At 45.0% G+C, this 19157-nt stretch carries 13 protein-coding genes; 3 read left to right on the top strand and 10 right to left on the bottom strand.

Annotated elements, in window-relative coordinates:
• Positions 1-120 precede the first annotated feature (120 nt).
• The 3 genes from NSS67_RS03250 to NSS67_RS03240 all read right to left on the bottom strand — a co-directional run bounded on the left by NSS67_RS03250 (position 121) and on the right by NSS67_RS03240 (position 3983).
• On the bottom strand, positions 121-1701 hold the full coding sequence (locus NSS67_RS03250) for a response regulator (RefSeq protein ID WP_339318280.1): 1581 nt from the start codon (positions 1699-1701) through the stop codon (positions 121-123).
• A 5-nt stretch (positions 1702-1706) separates the two neighbouring features.
• Positions 1707-3443 carry a sensor histidine kinase gene (locus NSS67_RS03245; protein ID WP_339318279.1) on the bottom strand — a complete coding sequence of 579 codons (1737 nt, stop codon included), beginning with the start codon at positions 3441-3443 and terminating at the stop codon, positions 1707-1709.
• Between the two features lie 105 nt (positions 3444-3548).
• On the bottom strand, positions 3549-3983 hold the full coding sequence (locus NSS67_RS03240; RefSeq protein ID WP_339318278.1) for an Lrp/AsnC family transcriptional regulator: 435 nt from the start codon (positions 3981-3983) through the stop codon (positions 3549-3551).
• 158 nt (positions 3984-4141) lie between these two features.
• On the opposite strand from NSS67_RS03240, the gene NSS67_RS03235 reads away from it, so the two are divergent.
• Positions 4142-4624, top strand: a complete 483-nt coding sequence (locus NSS67_RS03235; protein WP_339318277.1) for a VOC family protein — start codon at positions 4142-4144, stop codon at positions 4622-4624.
• Here the strand turns inward: NSS67_RS03235 and helD are convergent.
• The 3 genes from helD to NSS67_RS03220 form a co-directional block, all read right to left on the bottom strand.
• Positions 4588-7011 carry an RNA polymerase recycling motor HelD gene (helD, locus tag NSS67_RS03230; protein ID WP_339318276.1) on the bottom strand — a complete coding sequence of 808 codons (2424 nt, stop codon included), beginning with the start codon at positions 7009-7011 and terminating at the stop codon, positions 4588-4590. The genes NSS67_RS03235 and helD overlap by 37 nt on opposite strands.
• Before the next feature lie 299 nt (positions 7012-7310).
• On the bottom strand, positions 7311-11417 hold the full coding sequence (locus tag NSS67_RS03225; RefSeq protein WP_339318275.1) for a glycosyl hydrolase 53 family protein: 4107 nt from the start codon (positions 11415-11417) through the stop codon (positions 7311-7313).
• A gap of 231 nt (positions 11418-11648) precedes the next feature.
• Positions 11649-12851: a macrolide family glycosyltransferase gene (locus tag NSS67_RS03220; RefSeq protein WP_339318274.1), complete on the bottom strand. Its 1203-nt coding sequence runs from the start codon at positions 12849-12851 to the stop codon at positions 11649-11651.
• Positions 12852-13020: 169 nt separating this feature from the next.
• Between NSS67_RS03220 and NSS67_RS03215 the strand changes: the two genes are divergently transcribed.
• Together NSS67_RS03215 and NSS67_RS03210 are read left to right on the top strand one after the other, a co-directional pair.
• Positions 13021-13710, top strand: a complete 690-nt coding sequence (locus NSS67_RS03215; protein WP_339318273.1) for a response regulator transcription factor — start codon at positions 13021-13023, stop codon at positions 13708-13710.
• The gene (locus NSS67_RS03210) at positions 13707-15125 is read left to right on the top strand and encodes a HAMP domain-containing sensor histidine kinase (protein ID WP_339318272.1); all 1419 of its coding nucleotides are present in this window, start codon (positions 13707-13709) and stop codon (positions 15123-15125) included. Before NSS67_RS03215 ends, NSS67_RS03210 begins: the two co-directional genes overlap by 4 nt.
• 18 nt (positions 15126-15143) lie before the next feature.
• On the opposite strand, the gene NSS67_RS03205 is transcribed toward NSS67_RS03210, so the two are convergent.
• From NSS67_RS03205 to NSS67_RS03190, 4 genes are all read right to left on the bottom strand, one after another.
• Positions 15144-15683, bottom strand: a complete 540-nt coding sequence (locus NSS67_RS03205; RefSeq protein ID WP_339318271.1) for a hypothetical protein — start codon at positions 15681-15683, stop codon at positions 15144-15146.
• Between the two features lie 216 nt (positions 15684-15899).
• On the bottom strand, positions 15900-17264 hold the full coding sequence (locus NSS67_RS03200; protein WP_339318270.1) for an MATE family efflux transporter: 1365 nt from the start codon (positions 17262-17264) through the stop codon (positions 15900-15902).
• 74 nt (positions 17265-17338) lie between these two features.
• Positions 17339-17998, bottom strand: coding sequence for a dihydrofolate reductase family protein (locus NSS67_RS03195; protein WP_339318269.1), 660 nt, complete (start codon positions 17996-17998; stop codon positions 17339-17341).
• Positions 17999-18019: 21 nt separating this feature from the next.
• A complete protein-coding gene (locus NSS67_RS03190) occupies positions 18020-19156 on the bottom strand; it encodes an extracellular solute-binding protein (RefSeq protein WP_339318268.1) in 1137 nt (378 codons plus the stop codon).
• Position 19157 lies beyond the last annotated feature (1 nt).

The following is a 19157-nucleotide window of genomic DNA, read 5'->3' as shown; positions in this document are numbered from 1 at the left end:
AAGGAGCGAAGCGTCGAGATAATTCAGCAAAACAACTAAACATAATACTAATTCAACGATTCATAAAAAAAGAAGCCCCTGTTCCATATAGAACATGAGCCTCATCAAGAACAAATCGATTTAGATTTTATTTTTCTTCCGGTACTCGCCGGGCGACATGCCCATATATTGCTTGAACTGCCTGTTAAAATAAATAATGTTCTTATATCCGGCTTGTTCCGCAATCTCATATACTTTCTTTGTCGGATCTTCGAGCAGCTCGCATACCCGCTTCATACGCAATTCACTTAGAAAATCACTAAATAGACTATTGGTTTCCACCTTGAACAGATGCCCCAGATAGTTAGGCGTAAAATCGAAATGGGCCGCGACCTCGTTCAGCGTTATTTTTTGGTCTAACCTTTCCTTCACATATTCAGTGATTTCATCGATTAACTTGCGCTTTTGCCTTTGGCGCTTCAAATAAAGCAGCTCTGACAGTTCAAAGAACCTTCTTCTCAGCCACGAAAGGATATCATGCACCGTTTCGAACTGAAACAGCACAAATGGATGATGAGAGTCCCAGTTCAAAATCTCGTACAAATGCTCATTCATTTGCTGCAGATCGGCATGAAGCTTAGAGGTAATCCTGATAATGATATCGTAAATGTCGTTTTTCTGTGAGAGTGGGCTGTCGCCGGCAAATAGCTGCAGCAGGCAATCGTCTATAGTGGTAAGGTCGTAGTCGAGCATAGCTTTAAGCATCCGATCCACAATAAGTTCTAAATCTGAAGCCATCTTTTTCTTTGGAGACCATTCCGAGGCATCTTGGATCAGCCTATTCTTCCCTACGATCCATTTGATACTTAAAGCGGCCTGCGCCTGCCGATAGGAGTCATGTAGCTTGACCAGGTCGGTTGTGTACATTCCTCTTCCGATCGTAATCGAACAGGAAAACTCCTGATAGAACGCCCGAATCAGCTCTTCCAGCAAGGCTGTAAAATACTGCTCCTGAACCGCAGCAAGGATCACAAAGTGATAGTCATAGGTCGTGATCACCATGCCCAAATTTTGATCCTGAGCGAACTTTCGGATAAACTGATTCGCGCTGCTGCTCCATAAACTCCACTCTTCTTCCGTCCAGGTTTGAATTTTCCTCGCCATGTCGTCGATCTCGATGATGGCAACCGCTGATGCACCTTGTAGGTATGGCGTGAGAACATTATGAATGTGCATCTCAACCTGTCCCGGAGCAGCCTCGTTAAACCAACGTAGCAGCAGCTCCTGATTGACAAGCGTCAGCGTTTCCGACAAGGAAATATGCTGCTTTCTCTCCTTCTCAATCTTGGCGCAGAGTTCGATCAGCGTCTTGTTCAGCTCGTCATCATCAACAGGCTTAAGCAAATAACTGTATGCGTTCAATTGAATCGCTTCTTTGGCATAGTTGAAATCCTGATGTCCGCTAATAAAAAGAATATGGACCTCAGGGTTAATCTCCTTCGCTTTCCGCACAAATTCCACGCCCGACATAATCGGCATACCGATATCAGAGAGAATGATATCAATAGGGTGCTGCTCTATTATTTTCAGAGCGGCAAACCCGCTCGTTGCCGTTCTTACGCTATGCAAAGGCAAATGATCATTGCCGGCCACACGTCGTCTAAGCCACTCTAAATCGACTACTTCATCATCCACCAGCAGAATGTTAATCTCCATCGCCATAAGAGTTACTCCCCCATTACTTCCCGAATTTCCGCATTATCTACCGGTAAAATAATTTGAACTGTCGTCCCCGCTCCAAAATAGCTGCCGATTTGAATACCAAAATCACTGCCGTATCTCAGCTTAATTCGTTCTTCCACGTTTCTCAGACCGTAGCTCCCTGGTTGGTAAGCGCTCGACCGCATTTTTTGAAGTGTATCCGGTCGCATGCCGATCCCGTTGTCAATGACCTTGAGTTCGATGCGGTCACCAAGCCGCTTTCCGGTAATACGGATCGCAATGGTCTCCCCGAACCAGGCGTGCTTGAATATATTCTCCACAAACGGCTGTAAAATCAGCTTGATAATAGGAACCTGTAAAATTTCCGGATCGACATCATAATAAACCTCAAAGGCATCCGCATATTTTACTCTCTGAATTTCCAGATACATCTTCACCTGCTCCAGTTCATTTTCAAGAGAGATATATACATGCCCATCGTTCAATGTGAGTCGATAAAATTTAGACAGGCCTTGTACCATCTGATTAACCTTCTCTACTTCCCCCAAATTGGCCAGACTACCAATGGTCGACAGCGTATTGTACAAGAAATGCGGACTGATCTGGGCTTGCAGCACATCCAGCTCCGCTTGCTTTTTCTGAATGCCCTGCATATATACGTTTCGGATCAGTTCCTGAATGCTCGTCGCCATTTGATTAAAGCTATTGGCAATATAGACAAATTCATCATTCCCCGGAAACCCGATTCTTTTATAAAAATTACCCTCCTGAAACGACCGAACCAAGTATACAATCCGCTTGATTTTTTTGCCGGATATGCGGGCAACCAGTAAGCCGATAATTGCCATCACCAAAAAACTAATAGAACAAACGGTGCTAATCACCTTCCGCATTCTGCTAGCGTCTTTGTTCAAATATGAGTGTGGTACCCGCGCCTCAATGACATAGCTAGATACCGGAATATCTTCACTAATTATCAAATACGAGTCTTGCTTCGTATCTTCAGTAGCAACACCCTGTTCATACATCGTCATTCCTGTAGCCCTATCCAGCAAACGAAGTTCAATCCCCTGTTCAATCGGAAAGGTATCAAAATTACCAAAAAGCTCATCAATCCTTGCCGTAACGCGAATATATCCGATAATAGCAGGTGCTGCCTTGGAAGAAACGAGCTTGCGAAAATACGAAATATTGCCTAGTTCGCGGTCGTTGTCCGCCTGAAGAAACAAACTGTCTTTGTTATTCGCAACGATCGACTTAAACCAATCCGAATTAACGATAACCTGATCAGAAAGAACATAATAATCACTTCTACCGATGGGCGTGGACATATCGTCCCCGGTAATTTCAAGCATCGTCTCATTGACGGTAAAAAGCGCAAGTCTCAGCTTATTCCCATACAATTGCAGAGGGGCCTTCATATAAGGAACGATATCATCTCTCATTTTGAGCATATTTTCCAAAGGGTCTCCCCTGAACTGAAGGGCATTCTGAAAATTTGTATTTAGAAACAGCGAGTTGGTCATTCGTTTGATTTCATCCGTCTGGTATTCGACATTGCTCCTCGTCTGCTTTAATGCCGTCCGGACATTCGTCTCCGCCATTTCCGTCCTGGACTCCACGAGCATTGTATAGGCTATATAGCCAACCAGCACATCTGTCAGCAATACAAGAATGAGATACGGAATCATCATCTTGTATGTGAACGGAATATACTTTTTACTAGACAGTTTCCTCTCCATGCGCATGCTCCCTTATATCCGTATCAATGCCAACTGCTATTTTTACCCATTCTACATTCAATGAAAAGAAAGCGGTTACTATATCTTGTGTTCGGAAACTCAGCTTTAGAGCAAAACTCTGTTTTCCAAAATATTTTTCAGACTGATATGAGATTTGGAGGGTCCGAACCTTATAAGGTGATCTTGAAATTCAGCAAGCGCCTCAATCGATGAGGTCTGTACCTTAATGAGATAATTATATTCCCCACTAATGCGGAACAAATCGGTAACTTCCATAGCATGGTTACAAAAATCGGTGAGCTCTTGGCAATGCTCTGTTTTTAGTAGAATAAAAGTAGTCGTGCCTCGATTTAGATCCCGTAAATTAAAAGCTGTATGATACCCCGAAATGATGTTCCTTTCCTCCAGCTTAATGATTCTTTCTTTAACGGATGGTTGTGACATCGAAACCTCTTTGCTGATTTGTGAAATGGGCATACGCGCATTGTACTGCAGCAATTGCATAATTTTTTTATCAATATCATCCATAAGATGCTCCATAGCAAGCGCCTCCTAACTCTGTTTAATAAATAAACCCGTTCAACCAAAATACCTTATATTCAATAACCATATCAGTATAAAACACTTATCTTATATATGTATCTCCTATTTTAATCCAACTATAATAAATAGTACATTAGATATAGGAGCGATGAAAGATGAGTGTAAAAGGCCTTGCACATATAGCGATCCAAGCCAAGGATTATAAAGCAACTATCTCATTTTATATAGACGTTTTAGGATTCAAGTTAGGTCATCATTGGAGTCTGCCATCCTTTCAAATTAAAGAAGCATCCATGCTGATTTCACCTGACCAAAGAACTTGCATAGAGATTTTTGATAACGATGCAGTGATCGCCGCTCAAGGAAAAAAAGCCATGTCTGAAGAAGAAGTAGCTCACGGGGCGTTATTACATTTCGCCTTCTATGTGGATAATGTAGATGAAATATACCAAAAAGCCCTTGCTCATGGAGCAAAGGCTTTTATAGCACCAGCTTCTCTTTCTCTTGGTGAACCGCCTCTTCTGATCAAGAACGCGATCATTCACAGTCCGAATGGAGAAGTTATCGAATTTCTTGAAGAAGTTGATTTTGATATGTCTACTTACACTACCTCATACAAAGAGGGATCCAAGGCTTGAATAAAGTGAGACCCATCGCCTGTCGTGTACAGCAGAAGGCGATGCATGGCGCGCGTACAAGCTGTATAAAAGAGTTTACGTTCGCTCTCCCGATGATACGTCTGCGTTGAAGCATCGTAGATTAGCACAGCGTCGAATTCTACGCCCTTAGCAAGATATGCGGGAATAACCAACGTTCCCTTCTCAAAGGTGAGCGTCTCCTTCGTAATAAGCCGCAGATTCTCGCCCCCCTGTGCAGTCAATGCTTCATAGGCCTCGCGGCTGTCCGCTGCAGTCTTAGTAATAATCGCAATAGAGTCGAGACCTTCAGCCATAAGCGCAGTAAGATCCTCTTTCATTCGTGCCGCCCGCTGCACATCGTTGCTAACCTTCACTAGGTGCGGTTTTTCGCCGCCCCTTTCAAAAGGCACGATCTCTTCATTAGGTAGCAGCGCCTTTGTAAACTCCACAATCTCGCGAGTGGAACGGTAACTTCGGACTAGACGAAATAAGCTCGTTTCCTCTTCACCATAGAGCCGGATCAAAGGAGAATCCACCTCTTGCAGATTCGTTGCTTGCGGGAATATCGCTTGACTGAAATCGCCGAGTACCGTCATGCTCGCGCGGGGAAACAATTGTTTGAGAAACGCGAATTGGAACGGCGAATAATCCTGTCCTTCGTCAATAAATAAATGCCGTACCATTGTATTCGTGCGAGAACCCTCGATAAGCTCTTTTAAATACAGGAATGGGGTCTCATCCTCATAAAATAATTCGGTATGGCTCAACTTTTCCTTCGTTTGCTTACAGATTTCTGACCACTGCTCGGGCACTTCGGCCTCATCCGTCATTGTATGATAGGTGGCTTCATCGCTAAACAACTGATCGTATAATCCAATCGTATCTATGAACTTGAGCCGCTTGACATCCCGTCTCAGCGGTTTGAAGTGCTCCTTTATGATCATGCGACGCAGCAGCTCTTCTTCCTGCAAGCTAAAGTCAAAGACGTTCTCTTCCCCGTCCTTCTGAATACGAAAATCACCATAGATTTCAAGATACTGCTCCGTAAAATCGAAGACAGCCTCTTCTCGCCGGTACTTCTTAAGCACCTCACTGTAAGCTTCGGCATATTGATCGTTGTCGAGGTAATCAACCTCATCTTGAACCCAGGGTGCCTCCATTTCCTGACGCTCTAGCTTAGTCAGCTCGCGGAGCAGCCACTCACGCAGTAAAGCGACGCGATTAGCCAATCGTATAGAGCTGTCGTAGCTGTAAAATTGCGATTTCATTTGCTCCGCAGTAATCAACTCGCGGTCTCGGAAACGGACACTGTGGAACAGCATACCTTCTTTCCCTAGCCATCGCGCGTAGCTTTGGAGAGCTTGCAAGAAAGCTTCAGAAGCCTTATATTGCATCCCCGTTAGCCGCGCTTCATACCCCTGTGAGGATTGTGACGTCAGTACATATTCGATCTGCTCGAATGGGCCCTCTAGATTAAACGTGGATCCAAGCCAATAAGAAAGGTATTCCTGAAAGGTCGTTTGCTGCATATTCTCCTCGCCGAGCTCGGGAAGCACAGTCGATACATAACTGTTAAACATCGGATTTGGCGAAAAAAGAACGATCTGATCCGCCTTGAGCCTATCGCGGTGTTTGTACAATAAATAGGCTACCCGTTGCAGTGCTGCGGACGTCTTTCCGCTGCCAGCCGCCCCCTGCACAATAAGCATACGACTTTTGTCATTACGGATGATGGCGTTCTGTTCCTTCTGGATCGTCGCCACAATACTCTTCATTTGTGAATCCGCGCCCTTGCCAAGCACCTGCTGAAGCAATTCGTCACCGATCGTTAAGCTCGTATCGAACACGTTCTGGAGCTGACCATGACGGATCTGATATTGCCGCTTCAGCAGCATCTCACCTGTAATCTGTCCTCCCGGCGTTTCATAAGTAGATGACCCTGGAGAATGGTCATAGTACATGCTTGCAATAGGAGTTCGCCAGTCATACACCAGAAAGTCCACACCGTCTGCATCGACGAAAGACGCTACTCCGATATAAACCTTCTCACCCAAGCTCAAGCCGTCTTCCTGAAAGTCCATTCGCCCAAAATAGGGGGATGGCAGTAGCCGTTTCATATTGTTATAACGCTGCACCCGTTGCCGGTGGCTGCGCTCCCGTTCAGATAGCAACGCTTCTTGCTGCTTTATACTATAGAAGGTCTCTTCGAAATCTTCGTCTGTGCTCGTATTTACTGTAACTTCCTCCCAAAACCGCTTGCGAATGTCCACCACCTGATCACGTAACCCAGTCACTTCCGGTTCTAGCTCTGCGATTCTTGATTGCAGCTTTTCCGCAACCAAATCAAGCCGCTCCTGTTCTTGCTGCCAATCCTTCTCGGTTATCATCTTTACGAACACGCTCCTTTTCATTCTTGTTATAAAGAAGCAAAAATTAAATTTGACAAACTGTTAATCCACATGGTATTATAATAGTGTAGATAAGATGTTATAATTATGTGTAAATACTTGAAATTAACAGTAGTTCTCTAATATTATCACGATCTTTCTTTGCATGCAAATTAATTATATGTAGAAGAACCGGCATGGTTTGCCGGTTCTTCTTTTTTTGTGCGCTCAGCATGGTTGTACATAGCAAATAGACCGCCCGAAGGACGGTCTATTCAAGTTTATATAATGACTCAAGCTTAGGATTTAGTTTGCAACAGATTCATGATGATGGTTACTGCCTCTGCTCTTGTTGCAGTTTCATTTGGTGCAAACACATTGCCATTACGTCCGCTCACAATGCCTGACTTCTTCACGGCTGCAACCGCATCCTTTGCCCATGCAGGAATTTGGCTATCATCAGCAAACCCTGTTGTCGAAGCTGTTGTTAAATCTACTCCTGCTGCTCTAGCGATCATAACTGCTAGCTCTGAACGTGTAATGCTCGCTGCCGGACGGAAGGTAACATCCTCATAGCCGCGTATAATCTTCGCTTCTAAGGCTTGTGCAATAGACTTCTCAGCCCATGCAGGGATGGCATCGGTGAAGCCCAGTTCCACACCGTTTCCAGTAGGCTTCAGCGCATTCATTAGCATTACCGCAAACTCAGCGCGTGTCACCGTAGCATTCGGCTTAAACGTTCCGTCGGTATAGCCCTTGACGATCCCTTCGCTCACCGCTCGCTTTATATTAGTCTCCGCCCAATGTCCGGAGATATCGCTGAACCCAGCTTCTGTTGTCGGTTCAGTAGATGGATTTGTTACTGGTAGGCCAGTCGCTTCATCCACTACGAGTACAGCAAACTTCGTAAAGTGATCCACATCTGCTGCGATGCGGTTTCCATCTATTTTGCCGCCATTAACTTTCACCCAGCTCTTCTTCACTTCATCATAATAGAAAATCGCTACCGTTTGACCACTCTTCACTTGTCCTGAATCGAACACAAAGGTTAGCGTTACTGGTTTACTAAAGTTCTCCGCGAAGTTTTTTAGAACTTCATAGATCGGGCTTACGAGAATCTCATTATTGCTGAGAAGACTCTGTGAATCGAGCAGTTTCTCAATCGATAATACCAGTTGCTTGCCTGAAGCATTAGCTGGAATAGAAATCACAAGCCCATTATCCAATCTGACCTCGCCTGCTTGACCTGCAGGAAGCGTCAGTTTCCCATTGGAGGAGATAACCGGAAGTACGACGTTAGTGGTACTACCGCCATCATTACCACCGTTATCTTGCGCAGCTCTCGTTATCGTTGCTGTGTATCTCGTACCTGTACCATCCTGGGCAATTACGAATAACTCCAATCGGTTACTACCTACTTCAAGGGGGAGCTCTACGCTTATTTCCCCACTTGCCAAGCTTATCGGACCTGCCACAAGCGTATTCGCACTATTGTACACACTCGCTGTAAAGGTTCCATAAACAGCATCACTGGCCGTTGCCGTTACTGTGAAGTTGGATAAGGAATACGGCACGCTCGCAGTATAATCGTATACACTTCCGCTGACCGTTTGATCTAATGTTATGCCGCTTAAATTCAAGCTATTTAAGCTTGCACTAGAGCTTAATGTTGTAAAAGTAATCTCTTGCCCATAGCTTACTCCTACAGCATTCACTGCATAAGCACGTACATGATAGGTAGAGCCAGATTGAAGTCCTGCAAGACTTACCGAAAAGGCTCCTGTTCCACCTGCTTCAGCTATAACCTTACCATCCGCAATTGTCGGATTGGTATTAGTAGAATATACGACTCCTCGCTCTGTAACTTCAGCACCACCGTCCGAAGTAATGTTTCCTCCAACAGTAGCTGTCATAGAAGTGATATTTTGTACTTCTGCATCTGTATCAACTATCGCGGACTCCTCAAGACCTTTGACAAAGCTCAGATAGAAATCATCAATCGTTCCCCATGCTCCGCCATCTGCTTTGACATTAGCTCCGATTGTAAGGGTTCCATCGGTAACGAGAATATCCTGGATCTCAGGATTATTCCACTGCGCCCATCCTTTCACACCGGTGTCTACTTTCACTTCCTTACCATCCGTAACAGCAAATAGTTTCATATCGGGGTTTGCAGCATCTCCCCCTTGAATAAACATAGAAAGATCATAATATCCCGACTTCAACCCAGAAATGGTCTGCTCTACTCTAAAGTCCACTGCTTTTCCAGAGTAGAAGTGTAGAGAATAGTTCCCCGTCTTGGCATCTGAAACTTTGTTTTGGTAGTCTGTATGTGGTTCCTTAACGTCTGCATAGGTGATCTTCCACATGCTTCGATCACTATTTTCAAAGCCTGCATTGACGATGAAATTCTCTTTTTTAATGATTAGAAAAGCTTTAACCGCCTGACCGCCTTCTACCGTGCCACCGATCACATAGCTGCCCGCACCCTGACTAATGGCTTGCTCAAGAGCAACTAGATCCCACGTTACCGGAATCGTTCCGGAGCTTCCATCATTGAAAGTAACACTTACGACTGTTGGTAGATGGATTGGCTCTCCAGCAATCGCTGTTATAGAGACATTCTTAATTTCATCTACAGCAATAGGGGCAACGGCACCCGTATTCACATGTTTGAACACATTCAGCGAAGCAAGTGGATGTCCGTTAAAATCAAACAAAGCCTGGTTATCAACGGCACTACCGCCATACCATTCCCCTGCATCATCAGGATCATATTCCTTCGCATAGCTGGACGCCCAACCCGAACCGTATTGCTCCCAAATCAACTTATTCTGCTCCAGATTGTCTTTCGGACCTACCGGAAGCCACGCGGGTTCCCAATAAAACACACCAATTCCCGCTTTACCCACATTGGCAACAGCTTCAATCACATCTCTAACTGAATTGGCCTGGCCTTGGACAGTGATAGGATAGTTTAAGGTTTGACCTGAGCTTTGAGGCGCTGTATTTCCGTGCCCATCCCCATCTTCTGCGGTGTACGCGTAAGAGGTTTCAGCTACCATTACTTTTTTCCCATAAGTATCGGCTACCTGCTTCAGCACGGCTGTCAAATTGCCTAATGTGCCGTGCCAGAATGGATAATAAGAACTTGCAAACACATCGTAGATCACATTGTTATCTTGCAAATTCTTCGCTATAGTGGCATATCTGCCCGTCGTCTCCGGATTTGTAAAATGCAGAGCGATCAGAATTTTGGGATTGATCTCTCTAATCGCTTTACTTCCTGCATTAAACAATTCACTCATCTGTTTCCAATCATTTTCGCCAACGAATTGTCCATTCGTTTCATTGCCTACCTGAACCATGCCAACATCAACACCTGCATCAAGCAGGGCTTTCAAGCTTTCTTTGGTATATTCGTAGAGTGCGGCCTTCTTATCATCGAAACTCAGATTGGCCCAAGCCTTTGGTGTATGCTGCTTGGCTGGATCGGCCCAAAAGTCGGAATAATGAAAGTCCACCAGTACCTTCATGCCATTTTCGGTCGCTCTTTTTCCAATTTCAATCGCGGTTTCCAGATCATTATTACCACCGCCATAACCATTTCCAGCTGTATCAAAAGGGTCATTCCATATCCGCACCCGAACGTAATTCACCCCAGCTTCATGTACAGTTTCAAAAATATCCTGCACAGCTCCGCTCTCGTTGTAAAACTTGACTCCGCTATTCTCTAAAGAAATAATACTGGAGATATCCACGCCCTTAATGAAATCAGATGGGAGTCCCTCAACCTTCTTCACGAAAATATCCGCAGCCACCGGCAAGCTCGTATCCGTACTTACCTGTTTCAGCTCAAAGCTGTCCAAAAATCCCCATGCTTCTGGAGCGCCGCTTATGTTCGCCCCTATCTCAAGACTCGGGGTATCTTGTTGCAAAATAAATTTCAGGCTGACCGTCGCCCAATTATTATAGTCGGTGGTAGCAACGGCGGATGCCTTCTCGTCACCTGCAAACAATTCAACATTCCCTGCTTTATTGTCAGCGCCGCCCATCGACTTGACTGAGAGCTCGTAAGTTCCTGCAGGGAGAGTCTTAATCTCCTGCTTGACCGTGAATGTCTGGTTTTCAGTAGCGGTATTTTTGATCCAATAATCCAATGCATAATCTCCTTCATCGCGTGATGAATCACTGCCATATGCAAATCGGGATATTTTCACTTGATCCCAGTCTGCCGCATTCACACTCCATGATTCATCAGTCCAAAAATCCGTCTCGAAACCGCCATTCACAATTAACGAACTGTTCGAATCTGCCGCCGAAGCACTCCTCATGCTGAATGAAAATGAACTTAACAGCAGCAACACTGCTAGAAACACAGAGATACCCTTTTGATTAACTCTCACGTTCTAATCACCTTCCGTTTTTTAATTTTTTGATGCATATGTTTGTTTTAAATTATGTAAGCACTTACAAATCAATATACCAATAGTTAAAATATAAGGTAACGGATGAAAAGCTAATATTTTGTATGCTTAAGCAAGCTTTTTACAAATACGCTTCGGTGCGTTTTAAGATGAAACATCAAAAAGCCGTTCCCTGGTTTGGACAGGAAACGGATTTAAAATAAACCTACATTATTTCTTTTCACCAATTGACGATTCAAAAATCTCATCAACAGCTTGATGATACCCACCTGACGTTCGAAAGGAATCCCTAATAGTTGCAACGGCTTTTTTGAAGGTGGAAAGAGATAGCACCTGATCTGCAGCTTCACGTAGTTGAGTTGCACACAAGCCTTCCATTTGTAATTTAATGCCCGCTCCAATATTGGCAACTTGCTCCGCAACGATCGGCTGATCCGCGCTCTGTGGGATTACAATGAGCGGAACCCCGTAGTAAAGACCTTCATGAGCACTGTTCATTCCACCATGGGTAATGAATAATTTCGTGTATTGCAACATATCAGTCTGTGAAACATAGTTTTTTACGATGAAGTTTTTAGGAATTGGCCCCAAATCATTGATTTGGACTTTATCTCCAACTGACATAACAATCGTATGGTCCGTATTCCCAAATGCCTCAAAACAAAGCTTATAGAAATGAATTGCTTGATTGAAGACTGTACCCATCGAAATGTAAATAAGGCTTTTCCCCTTAATTGCAGAAAAATCGAAATGATCTGGCGTTAATCGTGAGGAGATAGATGGACCCACAAATTTATATGTTTGGTCAAAGACGTCTCCATAAGGTTGGAATTCTCTTGTCGTATACACGATTGTAAGTGGTGCAGGATTACAGAACACCTCGTAAGGAGAGTGAATCTCTCCACCATATCGTTCCTTTATTTTTACCGTAAGACTTTGATATTTATCGTCTATAGGTTTAACTATCTCTGTAGGAGCTTCTATGTAGAATCGTTCCATGATCTGATCAAATGATTCCTTTGTCTGTGCAAAAGAAGTGCAGGAGTTGATTGCAGGAAGCTTAAGCATTTGAGCCAATAAACGTCCACAACCAAACATCGAATCATGGATGATGTAATCGAAACGCTCCCCTTTAATCTGTTCAAGAACGCTTGGTATAACGATATCTGCCGTAAGTAAAAGTCCGTTGACTCTTTCTAGTAAATAATCTCTTCCACCTGAGATGAAGGCTTGGATAAATTGTTGACCGTCAACTATCCGTACTGTAGCACCGGTCATCTCAATACGCTCCCGAAAAGCTTCTATACATAAGTAGACTACCTCTACTCCACGAGAAATAAGCTCCTGCACAACGCCAATCGTTGGATTGATATGCCCCTCTGATCCAACATTAATAAATAAGACACGTGCCATGCCTACCACTCCTCAGTTATGACATTTTGTCCTTTTCAATGTACCCATTATACGTTCATCCAAGCGCCGACTTCTACTTATCAAATTTATGTGCATCCTATCCTAATTTTATCTAATCTTGCTATAATAATGAAATCGAAGTTAACAAAAAATGGAGAGTGATGAAAACATGGACCGGATTCTGATCGTTGATGACGAGCCCGACATTCGTGAGCTTATTCGCTTACATCTAGAACGCGCGGGATGGGACATCGCCGAAGCGGAGTCTGGACGGCAGGCGATCTTACAAGTGCAAGCGCAGCCTTTCTCACTGATCGTTCTGGATATCATGATGGACGACGGCAACGGCTTTGAAGTGTTACGCTACTTGCGGGAACATCATCCGGAAACGCTGGTCATTGCGCTTAGCGCGAGAAGAGAGGTAGAGGACAGAATCGACGCGCTTGGACTGGGAGCCGATGATTATATGACCAAACCTTTCAGTCCAATGGAACTGCTAGCGCGGATACAGGCCCATTTCCGCAGGCACCATCCCGAGACATCCAACCGGCCCAATGTTATTCAACTGAATAAACTTGTTCTGGATATCGACAATTACGTACTACATAATGATGGCCAGCAACATGGACTTACTCCAGTCGAATGCCAGCTACTGCAAGTGTTCATGCTCAATCCTGACCGCGTACTAACAAAAGGAGAAATCTATAAACAAGTCTGGCAGCATGAAAACTATGACGCCAACAACCTCAGCGTCTTCATCAGCCGCATCCGAAAAATACTTGAAAGCGCACCCGGATCCCAATCCCACCTTCATACCATTCGTGGCATTGGCTATCGCCTCTCGGGTGATGGACGATGAAGAGAAGAACTAAGCTATGGCTGATGATGCTATCCAGTGCCGCAGGAAGCATCGTCTTGTTTATTACAATTACCCTAATGACCGGGAAGCTTTGGACCCCGGGATATGATCTGAAAACGTTAAACACCATCTCGCAAGAAGCACTTACGGCTATAGAACGGCAGGGCGCCTACTCGGGACCAGAAGTTGAGCCCATTCTGGAAGAAGTGCTACGCCCGCATTCTAAGATCCGCCTAGAGTGGCTGGCTGAAGACGGGTCGGTGCTCTATGATACGGCCGGCGAGAATATTTCCTACGACTTCCGCAAATTAGCCGACCGTGTTGACCATATGCCAAATAATCTTTGGGGTGAAAATACTCCGATCACACTCACTTATTCCGTTGCCCATGACCATCAATCCTATTACATGCTATTGAGTTTATCCAGCGAAGAAATGTCCGCAGGACAAATATATTTTTTTATGCGAACGTATAAATCTCTACTTACCTTCATCTTACCTTTGCTGCTGGCGTTGTTGCTGCCCTATCTTCTTTCCTTATGGTTTTTCTCCTCCACCGATCGACGCATTACAAAACTAAACAACGCACTGAACCAGGTCGGAATCCGAAGCGATGTCATCGTGCTGGAGGATAAGTCGAGGGACGAGATTGCTCAGCTGACCCATCACTACAATTCAATGGCAAAACGTATCCAGAGCCAGTCTGCCCAAATCCAGCAGTTAGAAAATCGACGAAGAATACTCCTATCGGACCTGTCCCACGATTTGCGAACGCCATTAACTATGATTTTGGGTTATGCCGAGATGATCCGAACCGGTGCGTACAAGAATGAGAACGAGCTTCAGTCCGGGGCCAAAATCATCCTGCAGCGCTCTCGCTACATGGATAAGCTGCTTGATCAGTTACTCGACATTACCCGTCAAGAAGAGCATGTACTTCGGCTTCAGCTCGCTCCGCATAACCTGTCGGAACTAATGCGAAAGATCGCAGCCGAATACCTCTTATTCCTGGACGGTAAGAGCGTCGTGTTGGAGGCAGACATCCAAGATGCGGAAATCGAGGTCATGATTGACGCGCCACTGATCGAACGAGCTTTACGCAACTTGCTGGACAATGCCGTTCGTTATGGTGAAGAGGGACATTATCTAGGAATTGGACTGACGGAGGAACAAGAGGAAGTGGTTCTCACGGTCAAAAACCGGGGCAAAGGCATCGCACTGAAGGATCGTGAGCGTATCTTCGAGCGATTTTACCGCGCAGACGGTGGAAGAAAGGGCGAAGGGCTTGGTATCGGGCTCTCGATCGTCAAGGAAATCGCGGAATTGCACCATGGCAGCGTGCGATTGCTGGACGTAGCAGTAACGGAAACCATTTTTCAGATTAGAATTCCTAAGAAGCCTCCGAGTGAACGTTAAAATCAACGTTAATCAAACCTACTTTTTCTGCGTGCTTTTTACGAACAAATAGAAGGACGCGACGACAGCGCTCACTGTTCCGCAGATCATATCAATCATCGTGTCAGTCAAACTACCATTTTGCGAATTAAGCCCGAATAGGTGATCCACCGTAAACTCATAAATCTCCCACATTCCAGCCATTGCAACAGCAAACAAGAAAGCGAACCAGATGATGATGTTGGAAGGCAGAACATCCTGTCCTTTACGCTTAGCCATTTTAATCCACATGAATTGTCCTACAAAGAATAAAATTACGCCAGACAGCAGATGTTCAATCTTGTCTAAATAAGGGATGACACCATACAAATTAAATAAATTGGCGAGCATCATCGTGATCGTGATAAATACCAGCACCGAGAATTGAAGTGCGGGAGGTAGTTCGCTTTTGGTCCATGTGATTAAGCCCCTAAAGAGTAACAGGACCAGAATGATAAGGCCCGCTTGAAGAGACTTACCATAAGTCCCAGTCAAACCAAAATAAATAATCGATACTCCACATACGATGTACAAAATCATTTCAAAAGCATAATTGAACCTATGGCTTCTAGAAGTGTCTTGCATAGCATTTCCTTTCTAACTGGACTCGTGTTTATTTAATTATCGCCCTTTCAATGTCACCCCATACGACAGTCGTATCAGTAGTTGCAAAAAAGGCCCCCGAAATATCCCCTACACGGGAATACACGAGGGCCTTTGGCGATCCATTCAGGCCAATTGTGACTAACTTTGACTTTACATCGCTTTTTCAGCCAGATCGCTAACTAAATTTCTCATCCACTTGCGAGAGTAAATCCGGGCGTAGCCAAAAATAAAGCGAACAACCTCCTCCAGCGATATGACGAGATACACAAGGTAGACTGGCTGCTTCCAGATGTATGACAGCAATAGCCCGGATGGAACACCTATCAGCCATGTTGCGGTCGATTCCATGCTAAACACGAATTTGCTATCTCCTCCGCTGTTTAGAATGCCACCAGCTATAATCATATTGGATACTTTGACCCAAAGAAATCCAGCGAACACGATAACGATATATATACTCATTTGCTTAGCATCCTCGGAGATATTGAACGCTGAGACATACAGCTTCGAGCTCGCCGCAATGATAACCCCGACAATCAGTGAGATAATGATGCCAAGACGAATGAACTTTTTCGCATGATCAAGTGCGATATCAGTTTCGTTCGCACCTAAACGGTTGCCCACCAGTACCCCCGCAGCACTAGCCAGACCGGAAAGCAAGCCGATGCAAAGCCCTTGCAGTGGGAAGGTAATGGTCATCGCAGTCATCTCCATCGTTCCCATCCGACTATAGATGATCGCATAAGCCGTTTCGCCCAATACCCAGATCAGCTCAGTCAACAATAGCGGATAGGTCGTTCCAAAAAATTTGCGGATGAGCGGTCTAGGAATGATGAACAAGTTCTTTAACCCGACAGCTCCCGGTAAACGATACCGGTACACTGCACCAATGATCAATAAACATTCGGTAACCCTGGAAATAAGGGTAGCAATGGCCGCTCCCTTCAGACCAAGTGTAGGAGCGCCAAAGTTGCCGTAAATAAGAATGTAATTCAGTATAATGTTCATAACAACTGCAATTAAGCTTACATACATCGGCCATTTGGCATGACCCGTACTGCGCAGAATCGCGGAATACATCATCGTGAGCATGACAGGTACAAAGCCGATCGACATGATCTGCAGGAAAATGTACCCGTCATCAATTACATTCGCGTCTGTAGTGAACATACTCAGAAACAGCGGCGAATCGATGAAGACAGCCGCAGAGAACAGGAACGAGAACGCGAAGCCGACGATCAATCCAAGACCCAGCACATGGGAGACGCTTTTAGAATCTTTGTTCCCCCAAAACTGGGCAGCATAAATGGATACACCCGTCGATAATCCGGCCAAAACAACCGCAATGATCCCATATATTTTAGTGGACATCCCCACCGAGGCAATCGCCACATCTCCAAGCTGCCCGACCATTAATTGATCCGTCAAGTTGAGCAATGCCATCAACAAGCTTTGAAGTGTAACGGGTACAGCGATCTTATATACGCTTTTGTAGAAATTCTCCTTCTCTGACATGTATCGTTCACAACCCCCATATTCTCGATTTTACAGCGTCCATAGCCATTCGCAGTCTATGACTTAGTGTGAGGTTATATCACTTTTTTGTAGCGCATGAGCGTATAATTATCTTTTGGCTGAATTTCTACAACCTTGAATTTTTTCGCAAAGCTCAATTGCTGATACCCGTCTCCATCCACTAAAGTAATGTTCGTAGAGCCGCCTATGATGATTGGGAGCTGCATCAGAATGATTTCATCGACGATGTCCTGATTGAAAATATGCCAGTTCAAAAATCCGCCACCTTCGACCATCAGGCTGGTAATCCCAAAGTTCTGCTCCAACTGACGTTCAAGCTCCACGAAATCGACTTTATCCTCACCGCAGATGAGGCACTCCTTCCCTCTTTCCCGGATCTGCTTGATTTTACCTTCATCCCGTCCCTTCTCGGTCGTGACAATAATCGTCTTCCCCTGATCCGAGAGGACGTTGCAGTCCAGCGGAATATCCAAGGTGGTCGTCGGAATGATGCGGATTGGATTTTTGTTCTCCTCATACCGATTAGTAAGAAATGGGTTGTCCGTCAGGATTGTATTTTTCCCAACCATAATGCCTTGCACGTTCCCCCGAAATAGATGGATGAATTCCATATCCTCATTGGAAAACAAAGAAAAAAGCTCTTTACTCGAATTACCGGCTCCCATCGTGAGCTTTCCGTCAATCGAAATTTGGCTGAATATCGTTGTTTTCATTTGTTTTCTCCCCATCTCTTATTAGCTTTTAAATGCGCCCCAAGATGCTTGGATGCTCTGTTCTATTTTTTTGAGCGCTTGTTCAGGATTACTCAAGGGTAACTCGATAAGGCCCGTATTCAGTGCCTCCCATACATGGATCATGAAGGGGAAAGTCGGCATCGGCCGTGCGTGATCCAACAGCGATAAAATTATCTTTTTGTTAGATGCCGCAGTGTCAGTTAAACGTTTAAGTGCTTGTTCCTGTGCCGGAATCCGCTGCACATCCAGCGTCCACATGGTTTGACATTCATCACTCAGCATAAAATGCGTGAAGGATAAGATATCTTCCCTCTCCTCCGACGTTAACGAATCATTCGGGTAAATCAAGCCGATGGAAGAGGACATGGATAGTGATTGTCGCCCTTCAATGACTGGAAGCTGGCAAACCGCAAGTCGATTGTTCATCTGCTTGTCCAGATGGTTATAAATCCACTCTCCACAAATAATGGCGCCGATCTTGCCGTCAATGAACTGCTCTAGGAGTCCTGTAGATCCGTCGAGACTGACGAGCACGCCTTGATCCATCTTGTCACGTATGAACTCAAGCGCTTGCTTCATTTCAGGGGTGACGATATTCGGCTTTCGATCCCGAACAGGCCAGCCACCGAAAGCCGTAAGGAACGGAATAAACCAATAGCCCTGCTGCAAATCTGCCCCAATCGGCACGATGCCTTGAGCGGACAACCTCTCTGCCGCCTCTTCGAACACGTCCCAAGTCGTCGGCGCACTAGCGTAAATCTCTGGATTGTAATACATAACCAAATGATTGCCCCGCAATACCGGGATACCATACTGAACACCATCCAATTGCATCGTTGAAAGGGCCGCCCCAGTCAACACATCATCAAATAGCCAGCCCGGTACTTCGGAGTAAAGGCCATTCTCAACGTAGGAGGACATGTCGGCAGGAACCATCGCCAGATGCGGACCTTGATGGGTGTCCTTAATTCGGTTCAGACGCGCAGTCAGCTCCGTAATGTTCATCACCTGTGGCGTAATTTGTACGCCGAAGCGTTCTGTATACAGCTTGCAAATTCCCTCCAGCACTTCAATCGAGGTATCTCCCGGACCATCAAACTCATGCCATAACACGATTTCTTTGTTGTTCTTTTCCATC

The sequence above is a fragment of the Paenibacillus sp. FSL R10-2734 genome, from assembly GCF_037963865.1.
Classification (GTDB): Bacteria; Bacillota; Bacilli; order Paenibacillales; family Paenibacillaceae; genus Paenibacillus_AQ.
Note: the sequence above shows the minus strand (reverse complement) of the source record. Positions and strands in the feature narration are given on the sequence as shown.

Excerpts from the sequence above, each read along its gene's own strand:
- helD (WP_339318276.1), bottom strand. The coding sequence starts at position 7,011 with ATGATAACCGAGAAGGATTGGCAGCAAGAACAGGAGCGGCTTGATTTG.
- NSS67_RS03215 (WP_339318273.1), top strand. The coding sequence starts at position 13,021 with ATGGACCGGATTCTGATCGTTGATGACGAGCCCGACATTCGTGAGCTT.
- NSS67_RS03195 (WP_339318269.1), bottom strand. The coding sequence starts at position 17,998 with ATGAAAACAACGATATTCAGCCAAATTTCGATTGACGGAAAGCTCACG.
- NSS67_RS03250 (WP_339318280.1), bottom strand. The coding sequence starts at position 1,701 with ATGGCGATGGAGATTAACATTCTGCTGGTGGATGATGAAGTAGTCGAT.
- NSS67_RS03220 (WP_339318274.1), bottom strand. The coding sequence starts at position 12,851 with ATGGCACGTGTCTTATTTATTAATGTTGGATCAGAGGGGCATATCAAT.
- NSS67_RS03200 (WP_339318270.1), bottom strand. The coding sequence starts at position 17,264 with ATGTCAGAGAAGGAGAATTTCTACAAAAGCGTATATAAGATCGCTGTA.
- NSS67_RS03190 (WP_339318268.1), bottom strand. The coding sequence starts at position 19,156 with ATGGAAAAGAACAACAAAGAAATCGTGTTATGGCATGAGTTTGATGGT.
- NSS67_RS03240 (WP_339318278.1), bottom strand. The coding sequence starts at position 3,983 with ATGGAGCATCTTATGGATGATATTGATAAAAAAATTATGCAATTGCTG.
- NSS67_RS03235 (WP_339318277.1), top strand. The coding sequence starts at position 4,142 with ATGAGTGTAAAAGGCCTTGCACATATAGCGATCCAAGCCAAGGATTAT.
- NSS67_RS03210 (WP_339318272.1), top strand. The coding sequence starts at position 13,707 with ATGAAGAGAAGAACTAAGCTATGGCTGATGATGCTATCCAGTGCCGCA.
- NSS67_RS03205 (WP_339318271.1), bottom strand. The coding sequence starts at position 15,683 with ATGATTTTGTACATCGTATGTGGAGTATCGATTATTTATTTTGGTTTG.
- NSS67_RS03245 (WP_339318279.1), bottom strand. The coding sequence starts at position 3,443 with ATGGAGAGGAAACTGTCTAGTAAAAAGTATATTCCGTTCACATACAAG.